The organism is Streptomyces sp. NPDC033229 (genome assembly GCF_055576875.1).
In genome coordinates this window covers 85,567-107,189 of sequence record NZ_JBVIQR010000025.1, presented here as the reverse complement: position 1 = coordinate 107,189, position 21,623 = coordinate 85,567, and the positions used below count along the sequence as shown (strand labels likewise).

The following is a 21,623-nucleotide window of genomic DNA, read 5'->3' as shown; positions in this document are numbered from 1 at the left end:
TGGATGAATCGGGCGCTGATGTCAACGATCAACAGTTTCGCGGGACACGGTTCATGACGCCCGCCCACCGGCCGGCGGCCCCTCGCGAACGGCACCCGCGACGTCGGGCAAACGGTGGCGGGAGCGAGGGCGGCTGCGCCATGCTGGCGCGATGGACGAGGAACCCCTGAAGGACTGGGCGCAGCGGCGCGAGGCGGACCGGGAACGCAAGAAGGGCCGACTGCGCGCGGTGCCGCTGGGGCCGGGGCGGCACCGCGGATTCCATGTGCACCCGCAGGCTCCGCGCGTCATCGAGCAGTGGGACGGCTATGAGTGGGCCCCCGTGACCGTCGCGGACGATCTGGCCGCGGCGCAGGACCTCCTCCACCTCGCCGATCCCGCCGGGGAGTCGACGGGGCAGTGGGACCGCCCGGCCCTGCGGAAGCCTCCGGGGAAACACCGGAAGCCGGAGCCCACGGACCGCCGGGAGACGTGACGGCGCCCCCGACAGCCCCTCGACGGCCGGGACTCGGCGCGCGGGCGGGGTGCGTCATGAGCGGACCGGCAGCCGCTCCACGGCTGCCACGACCTTCGCCGCGCCGTCCTCGGCGTTGATCCGGGCGGCGAGCGCCTGGGCCCGGTGCCGGTGGGCGGGCTCCTCCACAGCCCGTCGCAGTACCGCCGCCAGCCGGTCGGAGGACAGTTCGGCCAGCGGGACGGCCCCGGGGCTCACCCCCAGGGCGGTCAGCCGCCGCGCCCAGAACGGGGCGTCCAGCTGGGCGGGCACGGGCACCGCGGGCACTCCGGCCCGCAGCCCGGCCGCGGTGGTGCCGGCGCCGGCGTGGTGGACGACCGCCGCCATCCGGGGAAAGAGCCAGTGGTGCGGGATCTCGTCCACGGCCAGGACGTCGTCGCCGGTCACCGACAGGTCCGACCAGCCGGTCTGGACGACCGCGCGGACCTTGGCCGTCTGCAGGGCGGACCCGATGACGGCGCCGAGCCGTTCGGCGTCCGCGACGACCAGGCTGCCGAACCCCACGTACACCGGCGGCGGCCCTGACGCGAGGAAGTCGGCCAGCCGGGGCGGTGGCCGCCAGCCCGGCGGAGGTGACGGCCACCAGTAGCCGGTCACCTCCATGCACGACGGCCAGTCGGCCGGCCGGGGCACCACACATGGGGAGAAGCCGTGCAGGAGGGGCATGCCCTGCCGGATGGCCCGCCGCCGTTCGGCCCCGGCGCCGCGGCGGGGGAGCCCGAGCTGTTCGCGCAGCCCGCGGACAGGGGGTGTGATGAGCCGGTCGACGGCCGCCTGGAGGGCGTGGCCCACCAGCAGGTTGCCCCGGCGGCCCAGGGAGCGGGTCCCGGTGAGCACGGGTGGGAACTCCCGGGTGGGGGCGAGCGGCTGGAGGAAGAGCCCCACCGTGGGCACGCCGAGCGCTTCGGCGACGACCTGGCCCAGGGGCGCGGTGGTGGCCGACAACAGGAGCAGATCGGTGCCCTGCCGGGCCGCGTCGAGCAGAGCCCGACCCAGGGCGGGCATCACGGTGCGGCCCATGCGCAGCAGTTCCATGACGGCCGCCGCACCGGTTCCGGCGCGGAGGATGCGCTGCCCGGCGGCGGAGGCGAGCTGGGCGCGCGGATCAACGGGCAGGGAGCGGAAGCCGAGACCGGCTTGCCCGACGAGGCCGGCGAAGCCGTCGTGCGTGGCGATCGTCACCTCGTGACCGGCCTCCCGCAGGCGCACACCGAGCCCGGTGTACGGGGCCACGTCGCCGCGGGACCCGACGGTCGCGATCAGAAGGCGCATGGCAGGCAGTATCGCGGAGCGGGGGAGGGATGGATACCGCCGTGAACCCGCCGCGGCGGCGCGTGCGACCCCTCCGGACAGGGGCCGGTCCGTGCGGGCGGGTGCGCCGACATCCGGGTGCGGCGGCCGGTCGGCCTCGCGTAGCGGGCGATGGGCGGCGGCGGACCGGTCCGCTCCGTGCGGGTCCTGCTCACCGCCACGGACGCGACGGTCGAAGGGCGGCTCGCCCGCCGGGAGATCGGGTCCCAGTTGGCGCCGCACGTCCGGCGCAGTGCCGTGATGGCACGGCATCCGGACGAGCGGGCGCCGCGGGATTGTGTGCGGGTGCCGACGGACGAGCGGTCGGTGGTCGACATCGCGCGGGAGGTGCGCGGGGCCACCGGCTGGTGAGCCGTCGGCGGTCGGGGCCGGGTGCGGCCCCGACCGCCGGGACGGCCGTTGTGCCGTCCTGACGGGCTACTTGACGAAACGGACCTCGGGGTAGGCGGTCGAGGGCCGGTCCAGGAGGGGGCTCGGCCGGCCGCGCAGATGCCGGTCCATGAAGGCGGCCACGTACGCCCGGACGACGGGGGTCGCCCGGTCCCCGGCGAGGGTGCCGAAGGCCTTGGCCCGCTGATTCGCGGGGATCCGCCCGCTGACGTCGAACCGGCCGTCGATCCAGGGGATGTCGGTGAAGGTCATGTGGCCGCCCGTGGGCACGTCGAGCCAGCGCTGCCAGCCGGAGAAGTGGCGCCGCCGCTCGTTCCAGTTCGCGTCGGGCACGGGCCCCCCGGCCCGTTGGGCGCCGAACAGCAGCACCGGGCGGTTCAGCGCACGCGTCGGCGGGGCGGTGAAGAAGTCGCCGTCCATATTGACCGCGGCGTCGACGCGGGGGTCGGTGCCCAGGAGCTCGACGGCGCTCGCGCCGCCGATGGAGTGCCCGGCCACGGCGATGCGGGTGGCATCGACGCGGACGCCGGTGCCCGGGCGGGTCAGCCGGTCGAGCAGGAAGCCGATGTCCTTGACCCGGCTGGACACGACGCGGCCCAGATCCGGGCGCTCACAGATCAGGCACGTCTCGATCCGGCCGCCGGGGAACTCCACCGGCGCCTCATAGGTGTGATCCAGCGCGGCCACCGCGTAACCCCGGCCGGCCAGTTCCTCGGCCAGGGTGGTCAGCGTGAGACGGCTCAACCCGAACCCCGGGGACAGGACCACCAGCGGACGGGCGCCGGGCGCGGCGGGGGCGTCCACGGTGGCATGGGTGCGTATGGCGGCGAGCGCGTCCGTGCCGAACACGGCGGTGGACAACGCGGCGGACGCGTACGGAGCCGGCCGGGCCGAGGGCCGCAGCGCCGGGTACCACAGCGACGCCATCAGCTGACGGTGGCCCGCTTCCGGCTTCCACGGGTCGGCCCGGGTGGTGTCCACCAGATGCAGGGACTTGGTGCCGATCGGCTGTTTCCCGGTGGGGGAAGGCAACACCGGCGCGGTCGGCGGGGACGCCGCCGCGGCGGACGGTATTCCTCCCAGAAAGGCCAACAAGAGGGCGAAGCACGCGGCGGCCGACCGCAATGAATGACGTGACATGATCACACGTTACGACCCGGCGGAGCACCCGGAGGACCACTCGGGACCGCGACCGCGCGCCCCGGAGGCCGACCGCGCTCGACGGTCGTTCAACGGGCTACGCCGGAAAACCCGCCCCGGGGAAGGCAGTTGCCGACACAGGGGCGGGGCATTCGGTGAACACGCCGTCACGGTGCCTTTGGCCCGTACCCGCCGGAATTTCCGCCAGGGCTCACTTGGCGGCACGGCGGCCGGGACGACCGGCCACTTGCGAGACCACGGACGGGGCCCTGCTCCTCCGGGGAATCCCTGGGCTGTGGCGGTATCCCTGGGGCCCGTGGGCTTCGAGGTCACCGGGGTCGCACGGGCGGTCGGGTGGAGCGGCGTACCGGCGACGAGCGCGGGTACGCGGCGCGTATGGACACGCAAGCTAAGCCTCCCCCCGCACCCGCCCCGCCTCTCGGGGCGCCATGTTTGAGCACTCCCCGACGGGTAACGCGGTGGGCGAGGCCGATATGACGAATACAGCGCACGGCTCCGACGTTTCGGGGAACGGCCCGGGGAAGAAGCGGAGCCCCGAGGAGGGGCGCCCGCCGTCCGCCGTGGAAATCCTGCGGCTCGCCCGGGCACAGTTCGCCGAACTCACCGGCACCCAGCCGGAATCGGTCTCCAGCTTCGAGCGTGTGGAGGACGGCTGGGTGGTCCGGGTCGAGGTCCTCGAACTCGCCCGGGTGCCCGACACGATGAGCCTGCTCGCGACCTATGAGGTCATTCTCGGGCCGGACGGCGAGCTCACCACGTACAAGCGCGTCCGGCGCTACGAGCGCGGGAAGGCGGACCCCACCTAGCGGCCCGGTCCCATCGGCCGCAGGGGCGTCCCGCACGCCCCGCGCACACCGACCAGCCAAAGGAGGACCGGACGACATGTCTGTTGTTCCGGCACAGCAAGGCCGCGGTGGCGGCGGTACCAGTGGACTCTACGACGTCCTGGAACTCGTCCTCGACCGAGGCCTCGTGATCGACGCCTTCGTGCGTGTCTCGCTCGTCGGCATCGAGATATTGAAGATCGACATACGGGTCGTCGTCGCGAGCGTCGACACCTATCTGCGGTTCGCCGAGGCGTGCAACCGACTCGACCTGGAAGCCGGCCCGAACCGCAGCCCGGGGCTGCCGGAGATGGTGGGCGAGATGACCGAGTCCGGGGCCCGCGGCAAGACCAAGGGGGCGCTGTCCGGCGCCGCCCAGACCGTCTCGGACGCCTTCCAGCAGGCCCGTGACGAGGGCGAGAGCCGATCGGAAGCCAAACCGCGCGCCCGGCGCACCGCTTCGAACCGCAGGAAGGAGGAGCAGGAGTGAGCACCTACGTCTACGGCATCGCCCACCGATCGCACCCCCGCCCCGAGGCGGAGCTCGCCGGTGTCGGCGACCCGCCACGCCCGGTCCGTACCCTGGCCGAGGGGGAGCTCATCGCGCTGGTCAGCGACGCGCCCGAGGATCTCCGGCCCAAGCGCCGGGACCTGCTGGCCCATCAGCGCGTCCTCACCTACGCCGCCGCCGGTGGCCCCGTGCTGCCGATGCGGTTCGGCGGCGTCTCGCCCGACGACGCCGCGGTGAAGTCGGTGCTGGCCGAACGGGCGGAGCACTTCGAGGAGCGGCTCACGGCCCTTCACGACAAGGTCGAGTACAACGTGAAGGCCTCGCACAACGAAGACGTCGTCCTGCACCAGGTGCTCGCCGACAACGCCGAACTGCGCGCCCTGACCGAGGCCAACCGGGCCGCGGGCGGCGGGACCTACGAGCAGAAGATCCAGCTCGGCGAACGCATCGTGGCCGCCGTCCAGCAGCGCGAGACGCGCGACGCCGAACTGGTCCACGACACGCTCATGGGCATCGCCGCGGCCGTCAGCCGCGGCCCCGCGTCCACCGGCTGGCTGGTGAGCGTCTCATGCCTGGTCGCCCGCGAGGACACGGCCCGGTTCCTCGCCGCCGTCGACGCGCTGATCAAGGACAACCCCCAGCTCGAGATCCGGCTCAGCGATCCGCTCCCGCCCTACAGCTTCGTGGAGTGACCTCCCATGGGCCTGCTGGGAGAACTGTTCCTGCTCCCGGCGGCACCGGTCCGCGGCACCCTCTGGGTGCTCGGGCGGGTGGCCGCCGAGGCCGAGCGGCAGTACTACGACCCGTCGGCCGTGACACGTGAGCTCGCCCTCCTCGAGGAGCGACTGGAGGCGGGCGAGATCGACGAGGCCGAGTTCGACCGCCGCGAGGACGAGCTCCTCGACAGACTGGAGAAAGGCAAACCGTCGACATGAACAACAGGACGGCACTGGGGCTCGCCGTGGGTGCGGGCTATCTGCTGGGACGTACCAAGAAGGCGAAGTTCGCCTTCGCCGTCGGGACGTTGGTGATGGGCAAACGGCTGAACGCCGGCCCGGGCGCGCTCACGGACCTCGTCACCGACCGGCTGCGGGACAATCCGCAGTTCAAGGAACTCGCTGATCAGTTGCGCGAGGACCTTCGCGGTGTGGGCAAGGCCGCCACCGGCGCGCTCGTCAACCGCCGGATCGACGCGCTCGCGGACCGGCTGCACGAGAGCACCCTCGATGTGCGGGACCGGATCTCCGGTGTCGCCCCGGCCCCCGACGACGAGAAGGAGGCGGAAGAGGCAGAGGACACCGCTCCGGAGGACGCGGTGGACGAAGACGAAGAAGAAGACGACGCGGAGCAGCGGGCGCGCAAGACGGCCCGGAAGCCGGCCCGCCAGGCTGCGAAGAAGCAGGCCCCGAAGAATCCCAGGAAGAAACCGGCGGCCCGCAGGACGGCCCCCTCGCAGGGAGGCCGGTCCCGTGGCTGACACCGGAAGCGTCACGAAGGGCGCCGGGAAGGGTGTGCTGGGAACCGTCGACGCGGAGAAGACCGACCGCCTCAAGTCCGAACTGACGCACTACGCGCTCGCGCAGACCGAACGCGCCCTGGCGGGCCTCGGCCGCAAGCTCGGCGAGAGTACCGTCAAGCTCAACGACATCGCGGAGGGCCGCAGCCCGGGCTTCGCCCGGCTGGCCCTCGACGGCGGCCGCAAACTCGCCGAGGGCAAGGGCCCGCTGCGGGCCGGGGTGGAGATCGGGGCCGCCCGCCTGAAGGACGGCGCCAAGGAGGCGGCCAAGGGGGTGGCGAAGGGAGCGGCCAAGAAGATCGGCAAGGTCGGCGCGCGCGGGCGGAAGAGTGCGGGCGAGCGGAAACCCACGGTCGTCATGGAATCCGTCGACGTCGGCGTGCCGGTGCGTGAGGCCTACGACCAGTGGACCCGGTACCAGGACTTCCCGGCCTTCGCCGAAGGCGTCGAGGACGCCGAGGCGGTGGACGACACCGGCTCGGAATGGGACCTCAAGGTCTTCTGGTCCAGCCGTCACTGGTCGGCACACACCACCGAGCAGATCCCCGACGAGCGGATCGCCTGGACGGCAAAGAGCGCGAAGGGCACGGGCAAGGGCGTCGTCACCTTCCACCCGATCGGCGACAGCCTCACCAGGATTCTGCTGGTCATCGAGTACTACCCCAAGGGGCTCTTCGAGCGGACCGGCAACCTCTGGCGCGCGCAGGGCCGCCGGGCGCGGCTCGACCTCAAGAACTTCGCCCGCTACCTCGCGCTGCGCGGCGAGGCCGAGGAGGGCCGCCGTGACGAGATCCGCGACGGAGAGGTCGTCCGGGCGGACGACGAGCCGCCGGCGGAGGACGACGGGACGTACGCCGCTGACGACGTCGACGACGAAGTCGGCGAGGCCGAGGAAGCGGAATACGACGACGAGTACGAAGACGATCAGGACGTAGAAGAAGGCGTAGAAGAAGACGTCGATGAAGGCGTCGAGGACGACGAGGACGTCGAAGAGGAAGACGCCCGTAGGCGCGGCCGGAAGAGCCGTCGATGACGATGCCGAGCCGACTCCCCGACCCCTACGTCCCCGACGGAACGAGTGCGAATCTCGCCGACATCCTGGAACGCGTCCTGGACAAGGGCGTCGTCATCGCCGGGGACATCCGTATCAACCTTCTCGACATCGAACTGCTCACCATCAAGCTCCGCCTGGTCGTCGCCTCGGTCGACAAGGCGAAGGAGATGGGAATCGACTGGTGGGAGACCGACCCCGCCCTGTCGAGCGGCGCCCGACGGCGTGAACTCGCCGAGGAGAACGAACAGTTGAAACAGCGGATCGCGGCCCTGGAGGCGGGGTCGTCCGACCGGCCGGCCGAACGCGAGGAATCCGGATGACCGAGCTGCGTTATGTGTACGCGGTGACCCGCCCGTTCGACGGCGCGCTGCCCGAGGGCCTGGCAGGGGTCGCGGGCACGCCCCCTCGGCTGCTGGCGCACGACGGGCTCCTGGCCGTCCTCGGCGACGTGCCGGCCGACGACTTCTCCGAGGAACCGCTCCGCGCCCGGCTGGAGGACCTCGACTGGCTCACCTCGACGGCCCGTGCCCACGAGGCCGTGATCGGGGCCCTCACCGCGGTCACCTCCCCGCTGCCGCTCCGCCTCGCGACGGTCTGCAACGACGACGGGGGAGTGCGGCGTCTGCTCGACTCCGGGCGTGAGCGTTTCACCCGGTGCCTGGAGCGCCTGGACGGGCGCGTCGAGTGGGGCGTGAAGGCCTACGCGCGAGAAGTCCCGGAAGCGTCACGCGACGACGGCACCACCTCGACCGCAACGACCGGGCCGAAGGGGGCGACAGGGCCGACGGACCCGACGGGGGCGCCATCGGGCCGGGACTATCTGCGGCAGCGGCTGCGGCAGCGCAATGCACGGTCGAGCATCCTGACGGAGGCGGACACCGGGTCCCGGCTGCTCCACCAGGAGCTGTCCCGGCGCGCGGAGGACGTACGGGTGCACCGGCTCCAGGACGCCCGGCTGCCCGGTGTGCCCCGCGGCAACGTCCTCAACGCCGCCTATCTGCTGCCGCGCGAGCAGAGCGAGGCGTTCGTCGAAGAGGTACGGCGGCTCGGCGCGCGAAGCCCCGGGATCAGGGTCGAGCTGACGGGCCCTTGGGCGCCGTATTCGTTCGCCGACGTGAGTGACCCCGACCGCGAAGGAAGCGAGGGACGATGAGCCTCGTCCCGCACGGACAGCGCGAGGTGAGCCTCGTGGACCTGCTCGACCGGCTGCTGGCGGGCGGGGTGGTGCTCACTGGGGACCTGACCCTGCGCATCGCGGACGTCGACCTGGTGCGCATCGACCTGAACGCGCTGATCAGCTCGATCGGTCCCGAAGTCGCCTCCCCCTTCGAGGTGTTCCACGACGAGGACGATGAGGAGTACGCATGAGCCGGCGAGTGGAACTCGGGCCCGACACGGTGGAACGCGACCTGGCGCAGCTGGTCCTCACGGTCCTCGAACTGCTCCGGCAGCTCATGGAGCGTCAGGCACTGCGCCGGGTGGAGATCGGTGACCTCGCCGCGGACCAGGAGGAGCGCATCGGCATCACACTGATGCTGCTCGAGGACCGGATGGCGGACCTGCGGGACAGGTTCGGGCTCCGCCCCGAGGACTTGAACATCGACCTCGGTCCCCTGGGGCCGCTCCTGCCCCGGGACTGACCGGAGTCCGCCCGCCCGTTCGCGGCGTACGACCACCGGTGTAGGGCCGGAGCCCGTTACGGCCGGGACGGTCGCCGATCTAGCCTCGGGCCATGGATACAGCGAACGGGACACTCGACGAAGCCCTGGAACGACTGCACGCCCGCGGTCCCGAGTACCGGGGGTACCTCAGCAACCACGGTCCGATGGCCGTGGAGGCCCTGGTCCGCCGGGGCCGGGCCGGCACCGTCCACCGCTGGCTCGACGCGTACGAGGCGAGGCTGGAGGATGTTCCGGGCCCGCGGGCCCGGATCTCCGACGACACATGGCACGAGGCGCTGGGCGATCCGCGCCGGGTCACCGACTGGATCGCGTACTTCTCCCGCCAGGTGGCCGTGCGTCCCTGGCGGGAGGTACTGGTCGAGTGGTGGCCGCGGCTGCTGCCCGGCATCGCCGGTGCCGCGGCCCACCCGGTGATCCGGGTGGGCCATGCCGTACGCACCCTCCTGGTGGAGGGCGACGACGCACCGCGCGTCGCGGAACTGGCCCACGCCCTCGGGTACTGGGCGGCCCGGCACACTCCGCTGCCGGTGTCCGTGCGTCCCTCGGGCGGGTCCACACCCGCCGAGGCCCTCGCCGCCCTTCCCCGGGCCACCGATCCGAGCGGTCCTCCGGTGGAGCGGTACCAACTGCTGCCCCGTACCCCGGGCTGGTTGCGGACCGCCGAATCGCTGTACGTCCCCACGGCCCCGGAGGCCATTCGCGAAGAGCTCGCCGCACTCGTGCGGGCGACTACCCTCCACTACGGCGCGTACGGCCACGGCGACCCCGTCATGCTGGTCCACGCCACGACCGCGCCGAGCGCGGTGCTGCGCACCCTGCCCGTCCTTCCCCACGAGTTGTGGGGCCCGTCGTTCGCCGTGGCGTGGGCGGCGAGCGCGGCCATCACCGCCGTCTACGCCGCGGACACCCCGCGGCCGGCGTCCCCCGACGCCTCGTCGATGACTCCCGAGGAGGTCTTCGAGGAGGCCGCCCGGAGCGGCGACGCGCACGCGATCAAGTTCGTGGACACAGCCCTGGACGTGGCCGCCACCAGCGAGGACGGTGACAGCCGCGCCCTGTCGGCCGCGTGGAAGGCCATCCGGCTGATCGAGAAGGACGACTGACACCACGTCGGGGCGGCCCCGGAGCCGATCGTCAGGGCGCGGCGACCACGGCGCGCGAGCGGTCGGCGGCGATCCGCACCGCGAAGGCGGCCAGCGCGGTGCCCATCGCGTAGCGGTGGATCCTGGCCCACAGCGGGCGCCCGGAGAAGAACGAGGCGACGGAACCCGCGGTCACCACGAAGACGCCGTTCATGACGACGCCCACGACGATCTGCGTGAGGCCCAGCACCAGGCTCTGTGCCGCCACATGGCCCTTCTCCGGCTCGACGAACTGCGGCAGCAGCGAGACGTACAGGATGGCGATCTTCGGGTTGAGCAGGCAGGTCAGCAGCCCCATGCCGAACAGTTTGCGGGGCCGGTCGGCCTCCAGCTCGCGGGGCGAGAAGACGGACGACCCGCCCGGCCGCACGGCCTTCCAGGCGAGCCAGAGCAGATACGCCGCACCGGCCAGCTTCAACGCCAGATAGATCTCCGGGACGAGCGAGAACACCGCCGCGATCCCCGCGGTCGCCGCCACCAGATAAATGAGGAAGCCCACCCCGACACCGGCGAGGGAGATCAGCCCCGCCCGGTATCCCTGCGACACCGAACGGGACACCAGGTAGATCATGTTGGGCCCGGGGGTGATCACCATCCCGAACGCCACGACCGCGATGCCCACTATCGCGCTGATGCTGACCATGCACGTCTCCTCAGTATGTGAACGTCAAATAAGGCCGACACGAGGGAGGGAACGCTTGATCGATTGAAATGCTTCCCGTGCGGCTGTGTTCGTGATTTCCGGCTTGCGACTTCCGGGTTGGAGGTCGCCGATCAGTAGGTGACGACGATCCGCCGCGCGGGCCCGTCCACCCGGATACGCCCTCCGACGGGGATCACCATCTGCGGATCGGTGTGGCCGAAGTCCACGTCGAACACCACCATGGCGTCGGGGGCGTAGCGGCGCAGAGCGCGCAGCACGGCCTCCCGCTGCTCCCGACGGAAGCGCGCCCTGCCCTCGCCGTCGAGCCGCTTCTCGAAGGACCAGCTCTTCGCCCGGCCCACGAGTACGGCCGGGAACCGCTCCAGGAGCCCGCGTTCACCCATGTCCCGCAGGATCCGGAACACCTCCTCGGCGCCGGGCATGTCCTCGGACGTCTCCAGGAAGAGCACATCGCCTTGGCAGGAGGGCGACGGCCGTATCGCGCGGTCGGCCATCAACAGCCAGGACAGGATCTCCAGATTGCCGCCCCAGCCGGTCCCCTCGACGACCCGGTCCGCGTGGTGCCAGGTCCAGCCCTGTGCGGGCTCCATCTCCGGTTCGCTCTCGAAGGTCCGCGTCTCTGGTCGTCCCCGCCGATGCTGGCGATCACGGCCTTGATGCCGGGGTCCGAGAAAGCCGCGTGGATGTCGGCCGCCCGCTCCTCGGGCGACGACCCCATCCGGCGGGTGGCCGGGTACTCGACGGGCGTCAGCCCGAAGTCGTCACGCAGCCGGCGCAGCCCCAGCTCGTACGGCAGCGGCAGCAGGCCGGGCAGGCCGGACGAGGGGGACAGCACCGCGACGAGGTCGCCGGGGCGGGGCTTGGCGGGGTACAGGGGAGCCGTCATCGGCAGATCGTAGGGGTCAAGTGGGCGTGGGTGCAGATTATTTACGCCCGGGTGGGAGAGGCCGTGTGACGGCCCTTGCGCGGCTCGTGGGCCCCCGTCACGTCCCGGTGTCGAACGCGCGGCGCGCGGCGCGGCGCCAGCGGTTGGCGGGGAGGGCCGGGCGCAGGGCGGCGAACGCGCCGCAGTACTTGGTGAAGACGGCCGGCCGTACACCGTGGGAGTGCAGCAGGAGATCCGCCTCGGTGAGATGCCCCGCCGTCTTCGTCTCGACCAGGACGAGGCCCGGGTCGCAGCGCACCGTCCGGCCCGCGCGCAGGTCCTCGCAGACCAGCCCGGCGTCGCAGGTGATGCGTTCGCCGTCGGCCACCAGGGTCGCGCGGAGATAGTCGGTGCTCAGCGACGGGTGCAGCGTGGTCGGGGAGTCGATGCCGTAGGCGCGGTGGAGGGTGTCGGCGAGGAAGGCCCGGCCGCGGCCGTCGAGGGGGGTGTCCTCGCCGGTCAACGGCCGGCGGTGTTTGACGGTGTCTCCGCGCCGGCCCTTGAGTTTGATCTCGAACTGCCGCTCTCCCGAGTCCTGGTACACCCGCTCGCGGATCTTGAAGCGGAGCCGTCGGCCCTGCCGGTGGTCGTGGAACGAGCGCAGCCCGGGGGTGTCGTAGTAGACCGAGTGGTACCGGAAGGTGCGGCGGTCGTCGATGGTCAGGGCGCGGAACGGGCCGCCGGGCCGCCGGGGGTCGGTCAGCCGCTCGACCATCCGGAGGTAGACGTCGACGGGCACGAGATAGCTCCGGTCGAAACGGGCGAGCAGCTCGGCCCGCTCGTTGACCTCGGCGAGGGAGATGGCTCCGGTGCCGTGGGCCGCCTCGCCGATGGCCCGCACGGCCGCGGCCGTCGGCGGTGCCTGCGCGAGGGTGCTCATGCCGCCTCCCACGCGGGGGCGGTCGCGCGTACGGTCTCCGACGGCTCGGCCCGGCGGGTGTCCGCCCCCGGCTCGGGCTCGCGGTAGCGGACGTCGACGACCGTCAGATCGCGGACGAAGTCGACCTCCATGACCGTCCAGTGCAGCGGCTCGCCGAGTCGTCGGGCGAGATCGGCGCGCAGCGCGGCGGGGTCGCTGTGGACGGCGTCGAGCGTGACGAGCGTGCGACGGGAGCGGGCGAGCAGCCGGGGGTGGTCGGCGCCGTAGATGACGAGGAGCAGCAGGGCGCTCAGCGCGGCGGCGAGCGGGAACGCCAGGTGCGGCAGGCCGCAGATGAGGCCGAGGACGAGCGTGGTGAAGTAGTAGGCGACCTCCTCGTGCTGAACGGAGTCGGAGCGGAGCCTGATGATCGACAGCACGCCGAAGAGCCCGAAGCCGAGTGCGGTGCCACCGTTGCCGCCCACCTCCGCGAGGGCCGCGACGACGGTGAACAGGGCGACGTTCAGGGCCAGATAGGCCGGTACGAGATCGCGCCGCCGGTGTCGCGGACAGTAGATGGCGAAGGTCAGCAGGCACACGGCGGCGAGGTCGAGCCCCAGATGCGCGGCGAGGTGTCGTAGGGATTCCATGGCTTCGCTCTCTCCGGACGTTCGAAGGAATGCGGACGTAGAGAGAACTCTGGGTGAACAAGTGCACACATGTGAGTGGACATTGCGGATCGTTGACGGAACCGGATGCGGACTGTCCGGAAGGACACCCGTCCTGTCGCATTCGACGTTCTTGCGATGCGGTGTCCCACCTCTCACCCCTGCCCCGGGCCTGTCCCCCGTGGGGACCCCGGGCGAACGCCCGGCTCAGTCCGCCGCCGGGGCGCGCAGGGCGAGGATGGCCATGTCGTCGTGCCCGTCGCTCGGCCGCGCCGCGACCACGGCCTCACCCAGCGACTCCAGCGGCAGCCGGGCGTGTGCCGCCGCCACCTCGGCGACCGCCCGCAGACCCTCCTCCGGATCGCGGCCCGGGTGTTCGACCAGACCGTCGGTGAACATCAGCACCGTGGCCCCCGGAGGCAGCACATGCCGGTGGTCATGGCGGGCGAAAGCGGTGTCGACCCCGATCGGTACGTCCGGCTGCCCCTCGAGGTAACGCGCGGCGCCGTCCGCCGTGACCACCAGCGGCGGCGGATGACCGGCGCTGCTCCACACGATCGCCCACCCGTCGTCGTGGGGTTCGAGCCGGGCCAGGCACACGGTCGCCATGGTGGGTTCGGCGACGGCCTGCAGGGTGCGGTCGAGCCTGCCCAGCAGCTCGCTGGGCAGCACGCCCGAGTCGTAGGCGAGGGCGCGCAGCATATTGCGGACCTGCGCCATGGCGGCGGCCGCCCGTACGTCGTGGCCGACGACATCGCCCACGATCATCGCCCGGGCCCCGTCGGGCAGCAGGAAGGCGTCGTACCAGTCGCCTCCGATCAGGGCCGGCTCGGCCGCGGGCCGGTACAGGGACCAGGACGTGAAGGGCGCGAGCTCGGGCAGGCTCGGCAGCAGCAGCCGCTGGAACTGCTCGGCGGCCGTACGGATCTGGCCGTAGAGCCGGGCGTTCTCGATGGCCACGCCCGCCGCGCCGGCGAGGGCGATCACGACGGCCTCGTCATCGGCGTCGAACGGCTTGCCGTCCTGGCGGTCGGTCAGATACAGGTTGCCGTAGACACGACCGCGCACGCCGATGGCGACCCCGAGCAGTGTGGCCATCGGGGGATGGCCCGGCGGGAAACCCGCGGACATCGGGTGGGTGGTGATGGTGTCGACCCGCAGCGGACGCGGATCGCTGATGAGCAGGCCCAGCAGCCCCAGCCCGTGCGGGAGCGCCACCCCGGCCAGCCGCTCGTTCTCCTCCTGGCCCAGGCCCACGGGGATGAACTCGGCGAGCTCCGTACCCTGCTCGTCGAGCACCCCCAGCGCGCCGTAGCGGGCACCCACCAGCTCCATGGCGGTGGTCACGATGCGACGCAGGACGACCGGCAGCTCCAGCTCGCCGCTGATGGCGAGTACGGCCCCCAGCAGCCCCCGCATCCGCTCCTGGACGCGGGCGAATTCGGCCGGCTGCTCATCGGGCCATGCCGGGTTCGCGCCCAGGAGCACCCGATGGCTCGGGAGCCCGTACCGTGACTCTTCTTCGTCGTCTGCTTCCGCTTCGCCTCTCACCACTGGGCAAGGGTAATGAGTCGGTGCCCGCAAAGGGGTGGGTCGCCGTGGGTCGGGCGTGTGGGAGCGAGCCGCCCGGCGGAGCGCGGACCGTTCTCCTCGGAGTCCACCGGGGTGCGCGTCGGCTCGTGAGGGTGCCTCATACGGCCGCGCCGAAGAGCTGGGTCCAGTAGGTGCCGGCCCGGCTGCCGGTGGCGTAGCCGATGCCGATGTGGGTGAAGTGCGGTGTGAGGATGTTGGCGCGGTGACCCGGGCTCTTCATCCAGCCGCGCAGGACTTCGGCGGGGGAGCGCTGGCCGCAGGCGATGTTCTCGCCGATGCCCCGGTGCGGGCACCTGGCGGCGGCGGCCCGGTCCCATGGTTCGCGCCCTTCGGGAGTGGTGTGGGAGTAGAAGTCACGGCCCGCCATGTCGTCGCTGTGGCCCTGCGCGGCCACGGTGAGCCGCGCGTCGACGGCAAGCGGCCGCAGCCCGGCGGCGGCCCGCTCGGCGTTGGTGAGCGTGACCACCTCCGACGCGAACCGGGCCAGGCCCTCCTCGGTGAACGGCCGGGCCCACACAGCGGTCCAGTAGACGTCCCCCCGGCGGTCGCCGCCGACGGCGTGACCGATGCCGACGTGGGTGAAGTCCCCCTCGCGCAGCGGGAGCCCGCGCTCCGCCCCGGCCAGACAGTAGGCGACGAACTCGTCCGGGGTGCGGGGCCCGGAGACGAGGTGCTCGGCGAGGTTCAGACCCCGGTATCCGCCGGTGGCCATCCGGTGGAAGAGCGAGGTCCCGTCGGGGCCCTCGACACCGAGGCGGCCGTGCGCGGCCATGCTCGCGGCGTGCGCCCGCGCGGCGGTGACCAGGCGGGGTTCGAGGGCCACCGGTGCCGCACCGACCGCCGCCCGCTCGGCGTTGACCAGTCGGAGGAAGGCGGCCTCGTCGCTGGTGGGCTCGAGAAGCGTGGTGGCCGGCGGCTCGGTGTCGTCCAGGACGTCGACGCCGAAATCGCGGGCGACTCCGGCGAGACCGTCCGCGTACCCCTGGCCCAGGGCCCGGAGTTTCCAGCTTGCCCCGCGCCGGTAGAGCTCGGCCAGCAGCAGCACGGTCTCCCGCGTGGGCCCGGGCGGGGTGAAGCGGAGCAGCCCGGTCCCGGTGCTGCCCGTGACGGTCATGACGGGCACCGGCAGCCGGCCGAGCGGTGTGCCGGGCACGGCGGGGCTGACGACGACTGTGACCCGGTCCGCACCCGCCCGCAGCCGCCCGGGGTCGACGACGACGGTGTCCCCGCACAGCCGGGCGCCCGGCGCGGACGGCTGGTTGAAGAACACGAAGTCGGCGTCGCCCGCGACCTTGCCCGAAGCGTCGGTGACGATCACCGACAGGTCGAAGGGCCCCGGTACGTGGATCGAGAGGGCACCGTCCGGCAGCGCCCGATTGCCCCCGGCCGTCAACTCGTTCATCGTGCCCCTCCCGCTGCCGTCAGCCGACACCGAGTCAACGCGCGGCTGGGGGCGAGTGGTTCCGGCCCGGCTACCGTCTCCGACGTGAAGGCGAAGTTCCCTGCGCCTCTGTTCGTGACCCGCATGTGGGCGGTGATCGCGAACAGCCACCCTCTTCCGTACGGTCCCGATGGCCGACGACGCCACCTTGGAAGCCGACGGCAAAGGCCACACCGACCGACTGCCCGCGGTGCCGGTGCCGCGGGCAGGCCGAGGCGCGTGACACCGCGCCGCGTGCCCGTCAGTGACACCCGCGCCCGCCCGTTCGCCGTCAGCCGATGGTGAAGCGGCCACGTCCCTCGACCCGGCCGAGACCGCGCGTGAGGCATCCCCTGACGTCGTTGGTGGGAACCGCGGTGCCGGAGTACGAGCGGCCCGCCATGAGGCCGGAGGTCACCCTGCCGCCGAGGAAGGAGTCGAGGGGGGTATAGCCCTGCCGGCCGCCGGAGGCGGGCCGCACGGCGGACCGTCCCACGACGCCACCGGTGCGGTTCGCCCCCGCGTACCAGGTGACGGTGCCGCTGCCCTTGACGCCCGTCGCCCCGGAGCAGTTCGCGAGGCCGCTGCCGCTCAGGACGAGCCGCCCGGACCTGATCCGTGACCGCCTGCCGCCGGGGGAGACGCAGTCGTTGAGGTGGACGGTGCCGCGGGCGAGGACGCGCCGGGGGGTGGCGGAGACGGCGGGCGACAGCGTGATGCCGGGCGCCGTCCGCAGGGCGCACTTCAGGGTGCCGCCCGCCCGGACGGCGTCGGGTACGGCCCGGCCGGGCGGCCGCGCGGACGCCTCGGCGTGACCCGGCGCGGTGCCGGTCACGAGCAGGACGACGACCGCTCCGGCCGCGGTCGCCACGTCGGCGCCGCGCCGCACCCAGGCGGCAGCGGCGGTGCGGATGATGTGAGCCCTACCGGGCATGTGACCTCTCCTTTTGTCGCAGCGGTCCGTCGCCGCGACGGACGGCCGCGGCGAAGTGAACCCGTCACTCCCGGTCGCGCAAGGTAGCCCAAGCGCTCTCCGTATCGCCACAGTTCACCTGATTCCTTACGCCACACGAGTAACAAGTGATTTGCCGGAACTGCTCGCATTTCGCCAGGATTGCCGCGTCGACGAAGGGGCCCGCATGCGAGGCGAACGTCCGGTGGCCGTACCGAAGGCGCGCGGGGGCGGTGCGGCCGGGTGGTCCGCCCGGCACCCGTGGTGGGTCCTGACGACCGCTGCGGTGCTCGGTGCCCTGCTGGCGTTCGCCGCCCTCGGCACCCCCGACCGGTTGTCCAACGGCGGCTACATCGCCCACGGCACCGAGGCGACCCGTGCCGAGAGCGTGCTCGCCCAGCGATTCGACGCGGGCATTCCGGACCTCGTGCTGCACGTGCTCGCCGACGGGCCCGTCACCGGCCCCGAGGCGGCCGCGGCCGGGCGGGAGTTCGTCCGACAGCTGGCCCGGCGGCCCGGGGTGCGCCAGGTCCTCTCCTACTGGACCCTCGGGGACGCCCGGCTGCTGAGCGAGGACGGGCACGCCGCCCTCGTCGTCGTCGACCTCCAGGGCGACGAGCACGCGACGGCCCGGCGCGCCGCGACGCTGGTGCCGGGGCTGACGGGACCGCACGGGCCGCTGCGGGTCACCGCGACCGGTCCGGCGTGGGTCATGGCGCAAGCCACCGAACTCAGCGGACAAGAGCTCGTCCGGGCCGAACTCATCGGGGTGCCGCTGGCCGCCCTGGTGCTGCTGTTCGCCTTCGGCTCGGCTACCGCCGCCCTGCTGCCCGCGCTGGTCGGAGGGCTCGCGGTGGCCGGCACCTTCGCGGTGCTGCGGCTGCTGACCGCGTTCCTGCCCGTCTCCGCCTTCGCCTCGAACATCACCACGGCACTCGGCTTCGGTCTCGCCGTCGACTACGGGCTCTTCGTCGTCACGCGCTACCGGGAGGAACTGGCCGCCGCCGGCGACCCGGCCCGGGCCGTCATCCGTACCATGCGCACCGCAGGCCGCACCGTGAGCTACTCCGCGGCCACCGTCGTCGTCTGTCTGAGCGCGCTGCTGCTCTTTCCCCTGGGATTCCTGCGGTCCCTGGCCGTCGCGGGGGTGAGCGTGGTCGTGCTGGCGGCGGTCACCACGGCGCTGGTCCTGCCCGCTCTGCTGTCCGTCCTCGGTACCCGTGTCGACCGCGGTGATGTCTTCGCACCCCTGCGCCGGACCCGGCGCGGCACGGTCGTGTCACCGTGGCACCGCGCGGCCCGCGCCGCCACGGCGCGACCGGTGCTGGCAGGTGGCTGCGCGGTCCTCTTCCTCGCTACGCTCGCCCTTCCCTTCGCGCACGTCCGCTTCGGCGTCGCGGACGAGCGCGTACTGCCCGAGCGGGTCGAGTCGCACGCCACCGCCCTCACCGTGGAGCGGGACTTCCATCTGCCGTGGAACCGCACCCTGACCGTGCTCCTGCCGGACGTCGACGCCGTGGACCAGGAGGCGGAACTGGACGCCTACGCCCGCCGCGTCTCCGCCCTGCCCACAGTGGACCAGGTCTCCACCGGCCTCGGCACCTACGACGACGGCCGGCTCACCCAGGGCCCGGACGTCGGAGCGCTCGCCCACATCACCCAGGGCGCGACCTGGCTGGCCGTGACCGGCAGCGGACCGCCGGGACAGGACGAGCGCCTGGTCGAGGAACTGCGCGCCCTGCCGTCCCCCGGCCCCCACCTCGTCGGAGGCCGGCCGGCCCGGGTGCTCGACACCAAGAACGCCGTCTGCGCGGCCCTGCCGACGGCGGCGGCCGTCGTCATCGGCGGGGTCCTCCTGCTGCTGTTCCTCTTCACCGGCTCGGTCCTCATCCCCGTCAAGGCGGTGCTGATGGGGGCGTTGAGCCTGACCGCGAGCTTCGGCGTCATGGTCCATGTCTTCCAGGACGGCCACCTGCGCGGCCTCCTGGGCGACTTCACCGTCACGGGGGAGCTGGAGACCTCCATGCCCGTCCTGGTCTTCGGCGCGGCCTTCGCGCTCTCCATGGACTACGAGCTCTTCCTCGTCTCGCGCATCCAGGAGGAGTACCGGGCCTCGGGCGACCACCGCGGTGCCGTGGTGACCGGCGTCGCCCGCACCGGAAAGATGATCACGACGGCTTCGATGATCTTCGCCGTCGCGCTCCTTCCGCTGGTCACCTCCGAGATCACGCTGCTCAAACTCATCGGATGGGGACTGGCATTGGCCGTCCTGGTCGACGCCACCGTCGTCCGGGGCGTGCTCGTACCGGCCTTCATGCGGCTGACGGGCCACGCCAACTGGTGGGCGCCGCGCCCGCTCGCCGCGCTCCACCGACGGCTGGGCGCCGACCGGTGGCAGGAGCCGCCGCCCCGGCCCGCGGGCGTACCGCCCGCCCGGCACCTCACCCCGGGAGGGCAGCAGTACGAAGCAGTCGGCCGGGCGCCGGGCGAGGGGTCGCCCTGAGACAGGCCTCGTCGTAGCGGCGCAGCACCAAGCGGGCCACCGCCTCGTGCGCGCCCAAGGGCGTGCAGGTGACGCTCGCGCCGCAGGCCGCCGCGCGCCGGGCGAAGAAGCCGGGAGCCAGCAGATAAGGGGCCACCGCCGTGAACCGGTGGCCCCGCGCCCGCAGGGCGGTGACGGCCTCGGCGGGCGTGGGGGACGCACCGCTCAGATACGACGGCACGACCGGGCAGCCGAGCCGCACTTCGAGCAGCCGTGCCGCCTCGGCCGTCGCGGCGTGCGTCGCCGGGTCCCGGGAGCCGGCGGCCGCGAGGACGACGGCCCCGCCCCGCGCGTGCCCCGGCCCGCCGACCTCGCGCAGTCGGTCACCGAGGGCCGTCGTGAGCAGCGGATCCGGGCCGAGGACACGGGCCACGGGAGCCCGGCCGAACCCGGCCGCGGCCAGGGCGGCGGGGATGTCGGTACGGACGTGGTAGCCCGTTCCCAGCAGCAGCGGCACCACGACCGGGGGGCCGTGGAGGGCGTCGAGCGTCTCCGTCAGCCCGGGATCGGCGTGGTCGAGGAAGCCGGCCCTCACCCGCAGTTCCGGCCGCAATGCCTTGACCCGGGAGAGGAGTCGGCGAATGGTCCGGATGCCCGCCGGGTCGCGCGTGCCATGGGCGACGGCGACCAGCACCGGCGTGCGCGCGGGACGACACGCGGGGGTCATTCGGCACCGACCAGCCGATAGCCGCGCTTGGGCACCGTACGGACCAGGTCCGCGTGCGGTCCCAGGGCCGACCGCAACCGGGCTATGGCCACCTCCACCGCGTGCTCGTCGGCGCGGGCGGCGTCCGGCCAGGCGCGGCGCAGCAGCTCACCGCGGCTGAGCACATGTCCGTGCCGCTCGGCCAGGGCCCGCAGCACGGCGGCGAGCAGCGGCGGCAGCCACACCGCCGTGCCGTCGCGGAGCAGCGCGTTGCCCTGGAGCACCAACCGCCCGGGCGGCTCCAGGAGTTCCAGCCGGCCACGTCCCGGCAGTACGTCACCGAGGGTCCGCACCAGCGAGCCCAGCCGGCCCCGCTCCGGGCAGTGCGGCCGAAGGCCGAGCTCCAGCAGGGGCCGCGCGCAGACCGGCCCGACACACACCCCCAGCACGTCCTCGCGCAGCGCCGACAGCAGCGCGTCGTGGCGGCCCAGATCGGCGGCGGTCTCCAGCAGGGCGACCACCGCCGGGGCGCTGGTGAAGGTCAGGGCGTGCACCTCCCCGCGCACGGTCGCCTCCACCAGCCTCCGCAGCGCCTCCGGGTCCTGGGGCGGGCCCCACCGGTAGACCGGCACCTCGATGACCTCCGCGCCGCGTTCGCGCAACGCCGCGGCGAAGCCGTCGAGCGGGGCGCCGTGTTCCTGGACCGCCACCCGCCGGCCGCGCAGATCGCGGGCCAGCAGCCACGTCAGCAGCTCGTGGTTGGCCTCGGAATCGGGGGAGTAGGCCTCGTCCACGCCGCTCGCCCGGACCGCCCCGGTGGCCTTCGGGCCGCGGCTGATGACGGTGGCGTCGCGGCACAGCCGGGTGAGGTCCGCTCCCATGCCCCAGCCGTCGGCGGTGCTCATCCAGCCGCGCCAGCCCAGCCCCGTGGTGGCCACCACGTAGTCCAGTGCCCCGTCGAGGCAGCGCTCGGTGGCCCGGCGCAGCGTGGTGTCGTCCTCGAGCGGGACGATGCTCAGTGCGGGTGCCTCGATGACCCGGGCGCCGCGCCGGCACAGCAGCGCCACCAGCTCCTCCCGGCGGCGTGCGGCCGTCACCCCGATGGTGAAGCCCGTCAGCGGCCCCACGGGTGAGTCGTTCGGTGGCGCGGTGGCCGTGCGGGTAGTCCTCATGCATGCAGGCTGCGCGCCCGGTGTTTCCGCCGGATTGCCCCGCCGTCACACCCGGGTGAGATCCCGGGGCTGCTTTG

General features: G+C 72.9%; 24 protein-coding genes and 1 pseudogene. 14 read left to right on the top strand and 11 right to left on the bottom strand.

What is annotated here, in order from left to right; all coding sequences use genetic code 11:
- Positions 1–151 precede the first annotated feature (151 nt).
- Positions 152–475, top strand: a complete 324-nt coding sequence (locus ACZ53N_RS22345) for a DUF6087 family protein (RefSeq protein ID WP_469142581.1) — start codon at positions 152–154, stop codon at positions 473–475.
- Between the two features lie 54 nt (positions 476–529).
- Here the strand turns inward: ACZ53N_RS22345 and ACZ53N_RS22340 are convergent, their stop codons facing one another.
- Positions 530–1,786, bottom strand: coding sequence for a glycosyltransferase (locus ACZ53N_RS22340; RefSeq protein WP_469142580.1), 1,257 nt, complete (start codon positions 1,784–1,786; stop codon positions 530–532).
- Positions 1,787–1,936: 150 nt separating this feature from the next.
- On the opposite strand from ACZ53N_RS22340, the gene ACZ53N_RS22335 reads away from it, so the two are divergent.
- Complete coding sequence (locus ACZ53N_RS22335; protein WP_469142579.1) at positions 1,937–2,176, top strand: hypothetical protein; 240 nt, start codon at positions 1,937–1,939, stop codon at positions 2,174–2,176.
- Between the two features lie 66 nt (positions 2,177–2,242).
- On the opposite strand, the gene ACZ53N_RS22330 is transcribed toward ACZ53N_RS22335, so the two are convergent.
- Positions 2,243–3,355: an alpha/beta hydrolase family protein gene (locus ACZ53N_RS22330; RefSeq protein ID WP_469142578.1), complete on the bottom strand. Its 1,113-nt coding sequence runs from the start codon at positions 3,353–3,355 to the stop codon at positions 2,243–2,245.
- Between the two features lie 449 nt (positions 3,356–3,804).
- On the opposite strand from ACZ53N_RS22330, the gene ACZ53N_RS22325 reads away from it, so the two are divergent.
- From ACZ53N_RS22325 to ACZ53N_RS22275, 11 genes are all read left to right on the top strand, one after another.
- Positions 3,805–4,182: a gas vesicle protein GvpO gene (locus ACZ53N_RS22325; protein ID WP_469142577.1), complete on the top strand. Its 378-nt coding sequence runs from the start codon at positions 3,805–3,807 to the stop codon at positions 4,180–4,182.
- A gap of 76 nt (positions 4,183–4,258) precedes the next feature.
- Positions 4,259–4,690, top strand: coding sequence for a gas vesicle structural protein GvpA (locus tag ACZ53N_RS22320; protein WP_469142576.1), 432 nt, complete (start codon positions 4,259–4,261; stop codon positions 4,688–4,690).
- Complete coding sequence (locus ACZ53N_RS22315) at positions 4,687–5,403, top strand: GvpL/GvpF family gas vesicle protein (RefSeq protein WP_469142575.1); 717 nt, start codon at positions 4,687–4,689, stop codon at positions 5,401–5,403. Before ACZ53N_RS22320 ends, ACZ53N_RS22315 begins: the two co-directional genes overlap by 4 nt.
- Positions 5,404–5,409: 6 nt before the next feature.
- Positions 5,410–5,646: a gas vesicle protein GvpG gene (locus ACZ53N_RS22310; protein ID WP_466890344.1), complete on the top strand. Its 237-nt coding sequence runs from the start codon at positions 5,410–5,412 to the stop codon at positions 5,644–5,646.
- Positions 5,643–6,188 (top strand): DNA primase, encoded by a 546-nt coding sequence (locus tag ACZ53N_RS22305; protein WP_469142574.1) that lies wholly within the window; start codon positions 5,643–5,645, stop codon positions 6,186–6,188. The genes ACZ53N_RS22310 and ACZ53N_RS22305 overlap by 4 nt, the downstream gene beginning before the upstream one ends.
- Positions 6,181–7,260 carry an SRPBCC family protein gene (locus tag ACZ53N_RS22300; protein ID WP_469142573.1) on the top strand — a complete coding sequence of 360 codons (1,080 nt, stop codon included), beginning with the start codon at positions 6,181–6,183 and terminating at the stop codon, positions 7,258–7,260. The genes ACZ53N_RS22305 and ACZ53N_RS22300 overlap by 8 nt, the downstream gene beginning before the upstream one ends.
- On the top strand, positions 7,257–7,601 hold the full coding sequence (locus ACZ53N_RS22295) for a gas vesicle protein (RefSeq protein ID WP_365211094.1): 345 nt from the start codon (positions 7,257–7,259) through the stop codon (positions 7,599–7,601). Before ACZ53N_RS22300 ends, ACZ53N_RS22295 begins: the two co-directional genes overlap by 4 nt.
- Complete coding sequence (locus ACZ53N_RS22290; protein ID WP_469142572.1) at positions 7,598–8,434, top strand: GvpL/GvpF family gas vesicle protein; 837 nt, start codon at positions 7,598–7,600, stop codon at positions 8,432–8,434. The genes ACZ53N_RS22295 and ACZ53N_RS22290 overlap by 4 nt, the downstream gene beginning before the upstream one ends.
- The gene (locus ACZ53N_RS22285; RefSeq protein ID WP_469142571.1) at positions 8,431–8,649 is read left to right on the top strand and encodes a gas vesicle protein; all 219 of its coding nucleotides are present in this window, start codon (positions 8,431–8,433) and stop codon (positions 8,647–8,649) included. Before ACZ53N_RS22290 ends, ACZ53N_RS22285 begins: the two co-directional genes overlap by 4 nt.
- Complete coding sequence (locus ACZ53N_RS22280) at positions 8,646–8,921, top strand: gas vesicle protein K (RefSeq protein WP_469142570.1); 276 nt, start codon at positions 8,646–8,648, stop codon at positions 8,919–8,921. The genes ACZ53N_RS22285 and ACZ53N_RS22280 overlap by 4 nt, the downstream gene beginning before the upstream one ends.
- Positions 8,922–9,013: 92 nt before the next feature.
- Positions 9,014–10,066: a questin oxidase family protein gene (locus ACZ53N_RS22275; RefSeq protein WP_469142569.1), complete on the top strand. Its 1,053-nt coding sequence runs from the start codon at positions 9,014–9,016 to the stop codon at positions 10,064–10,066.
- Positions 10,067–10,097: 31 nt separating this feature from the next.
- Here the strand turns inward: ACZ53N_RS22275 and ACZ53N_RS22270 are convergent, their stop codons facing one another.
- The 7 genes and pseudogenes from ACZ53N_RS22270 to ACZ53N_RS22240 all read right to left on the bottom strand — a co-directional run bounded on the left by ACZ53N_RS22270 (position 10,098) and on the right by ACZ53N_RS22240 (position 17,168).
- Positions 10,098–10,748 carry a LysE family translocator gene (locus tag ACZ53N_RS22270; RefSeq protein ID WP_469142568.1) on the bottom strand — a complete coding sequence of 217 codons (651 nt, stop codon included), beginning with the start codon at positions 10,746–10,748 and terminating at the stop codon, positions 10,098–10,100.
- A 131-nt stretch (positions 10,749–10,879) separates the two neighbouring features.
- Positions 10,880–11,655 (bottom strand): annotated as a pseudogene (locus ACZ53N_RS22265) (LD-carboxypeptidase).
- 97 nt (positions 11,656–11,752) lie between these two features.
- Positions 11,753–12,574 (bottom strand): polyphosphate polymerase domain-containing protein, encoded by an 822-nt coding sequence (locus ACZ53N_RS22260; RefSeq protein ID WP_469142567.1) that lies wholly within the window; start codon positions 12,572–12,574, stop codon positions 11,753–11,755.
- A complete protein-coding gene (locus ACZ53N_RS22255) occupies positions 12,571–13,203 on the bottom strand; it encodes a DUF4956 domain-containing protein (RefSeq protein ID WP_469142566.1) in 633 nt (210 codons plus the stop codon). Before ACZ53N_RS22255 ends, ACZ53N_RS22260 begins: the two co-directional genes overlap by 4 nt.
- 225 nt (positions 13,204–13,428) lie before the next feature.
- Positions 13,429–14,640 (bottom strand): PP2C family protein-serine/threonine phosphatase, encoded by a 1,212-nt coding sequence (locus ACZ53N_RS22250; RefSeq protein WP_469142600.1) that lies wholly within the window; start codon positions 14,638–14,640, stop codon positions 13,429–13,431.
- Positions 14,641–14,911: 271 nt separating this feature from the next.
- Positions 14,912–16,216, bottom strand: a complete 1,305-nt coding sequence (locus tag ACZ53N_RS22245) for a CAP domain-containing protein (RefSeq protein WP_469142565.1) — start codon at positions 16,214–16,216, stop codon at positions 14,912–14,914.
- Between the two features lie 310 nt (positions 16,217–16,526).
- Positions 16,527–17,168 carry a hypothetical protein gene (locus tag ACZ53N_RS22240; RefSeq protein WP_469142564.1) on the bottom strand — a complete coding sequence of 214 codons (642 nt, stop codon included), beginning with the start codon at positions 17,166–17,168 and terminating at the stop codon, positions 16,527–16,529.
- A gap of 205 nt (positions 17,169–17,373) precedes the next feature.
- Here ACZ53N_RS22240 and ACZ53N_RS22235 point away from each other — a divergent pair, with 205 nt between their 5' ends.
- Positions 17,374–19,689, top strand: a complete 2,316-nt coding sequence (locus ACZ53N_RS22235) for an MMPL family transporter (RefSeq protein ID WP_469142563.1) — start codon at positions 17,374–17,376, stop codon at positions 19,687–19,689.
- On the opposite strand, the gene ACZ53N_RS22230 is transcribed toward ACZ53N_RS22235, so the two are convergent.
- Positions 19,628–20,395, bottom strand: a complete 768-nt coding sequence (locus ACZ53N_RS22230; RefSeq protein ID WP_469142562.1) for a sirohydrochlorin chelatase — start codon at positions 20,393–20,395, stop codon at positions 19,628–19,630. The two genes, ACZ53N_RS22235 and ACZ53N_RS22230, sit on opposite strands and share 62 nt — an antisense overlap.
- Positions 20,392–21,546 carry a uroporphyrinogen-III synthase gene (locus ACZ53N_RS22225; protein WP_469142561.1) on the bottom strand — a complete coding sequence of 385 codons (1,155 nt, stop codon included), beginning with the start codon at positions 21,544–21,546 and terminating at the stop codon, positions 20,392–20,394. Before ACZ53N_RS22225 ends, ACZ53N_RS22230 begins: the two co-directional genes overlap by 4 nt.
- Positions 21,547–21,623: the final 77 nt, after the last annotated feature.

What these genes read in the sequence shown, in the direction of transcription:
- ACZ53N_RS22345 (WP_469142581.1), top strand. Translation starts at nt 152, where the DNA reads ATGGACGAGGAACCCCTGAAGGACTGGGCGCAGCGGCGCGAGGCGGAC.
- ACZ53N_RS22340 (WP_469142580.1), bottom strand. Translation starts at nt 1,786, where the DNA reads ATGCGCCTTCTGATCGCGACCGTCGGGTCCCGCGGCGACGTGGCCCCG.
- ACZ53N_RS22335 (WP_469142579.1), top strand. Translation starts at nt 1,937, where the DNA reads ATGGGCGGCGGCGGACCGGTCCGCTCCGTGCGGGTCCTGCTCACCGCC.
- ACZ53N_RS22330 (WP_469142578.1), bottom strand. Translation starts at nt 3,355, where the DNA reads ATGTCACGTCATTCATTGCGGTCGGCCGCCGCGTGCTTCGCCCTCTTG.
- ACZ53N_RS22325 (WP_469142577.1), top strand. Translation starts at nt 3,805, where the DNA reads ATGTTTGAGCACTCCCCGACGGGTAACGCGGTGGGCGAGGCCGATATG.
- ACZ53N_RS22320 (WP_469142576.1), top strand. Translation starts at nt 4,259, where the DNA reads ATGTCTGTTGTTCCGGCACAGCAAGGCCGCGGTGGCGGCGGTACCAGT.
- ACZ53N_RS22310 (WP_466890344.1), top strand. Translation starts at nt 5,410, where the DNA reads ATGGGCCTGCTGGGAGAACTGTTCCTGCTCCCGGCGGCACCGGTCCGC.
- ACZ53N_RS22305 (WP_469142574.1), top strand. Translation starts at nt 5,643, where the DNA reads ATGAACAACAGGACGGCACTGGGGCTCGCCGTGGGTGCGGGCTATCTG.
- ACZ53N_RS22295 (WP_365211094.1), top strand. Translation starts at nt 7,257, where the DNA reads ATGACGATGCCGAGCCGACTCCCCGACCCCTACGTCCCCGACGGAACG.
- ACZ53N_RS22290 (WP_469142572.1), top strand. Translation starts at nt 7,598, where the DNA reads ATGACCGAGCTGCGTTATGTGTACGCGGTGACCCGCCCGTTCGACGGC.
- ACZ53N_RS22285 (WP_469142571.1), top strand. Translation starts at nt 8,431, where the DNA reads ATGAGCCTCGTCCCGCACGGACAGCGCGAGGTGAGCCTCGTGGACCTG.
- ACZ53N_RS22280 (WP_469142570.1), top strand. Translation starts at nt 8,646, where the DNA reads ATGAGCCGGCGAGTGGAACTCGGGCCCGACACGGTGGAACGCGACCTG.
- ACZ53N_RS22275 (WP_469142569.1), top strand. Translation starts at nt 9,014, where the DNA reads ATGGATACAGCGAACGGGACACTCGACGAAGCCCTGGAACGACTGCAC.
- ACZ53N_RS22270 (WP_469142568.1), bottom strand. Translation starts at nt 10,748, where the DNA reads ATGGTCAGCATCAGCGCGATAGTGGGCATCGCGGTCGTGGCGTTCGGG.
- ACZ53N_RS22260 (WP_469142567.1), bottom strand. Translation starts at nt 12,574, where the DNA reads ATGAGCACCCTCGCGCAGGCACCGCCGACGGCCGCGGCCGTGCGGGCC.
- ACZ53N_RS22255 (WP_469142566.1), bottom strand. Translation starts at nt 13,203, where the DNA reads ATGGAATCCCTACGACACCTCGCCGCGCATCTGGGGCTCGACCTCGCC.
- ACZ53N_RS22250 (WP_469142600.1), bottom strand. Translation starts at nt 14,640, where the DNA reads ATGCGGGGGCTGCTGGGGGCCGTACTCGCCATCAGCGGCGAGCTGGAG.
- ACZ53N_RS22245 (WP_469142565.1), bottom strand. Translation starts at nt 16,216, where the DNA reads ATGAACGAGTTGACGGCCGGGGGCAATCGGGCGCTGCCGGACGGTGCC.
- ACZ53N_RS22240 (WP_469142564.1), bottom strand. Translation starts at nt 17,168, where the DNA reads ATGCCCGGTAGGGCTCACATCATCCGCACCGCCGCTGCCGCCTGGGTG.
- ACZ53N_RS22235 (WP_469142563.1), top strand. Translation starts at nt 17,374, where the DNA reads ATGCGAGGCGAACGTCCGGTGGCCGTACCGAAGGCGCGCGGGGGCGGT.
- ACZ53N_RS22230 (WP_469142562.1), bottom strand. Translation starts at nt 20,395, where the DNA reads ATGACCCCCGCGTGTCGTCCCGCGCGCACGCCGGTGCTGGTCGCCGTC.
- ACZ53N_RS22225 (WP_469142561.1), bottom strand. Translation starts at nt 21,546, where the DNA reads ATGAGGACTACCCGCACGGCCACCGCGCCACCGAACGACTCACCCGTG.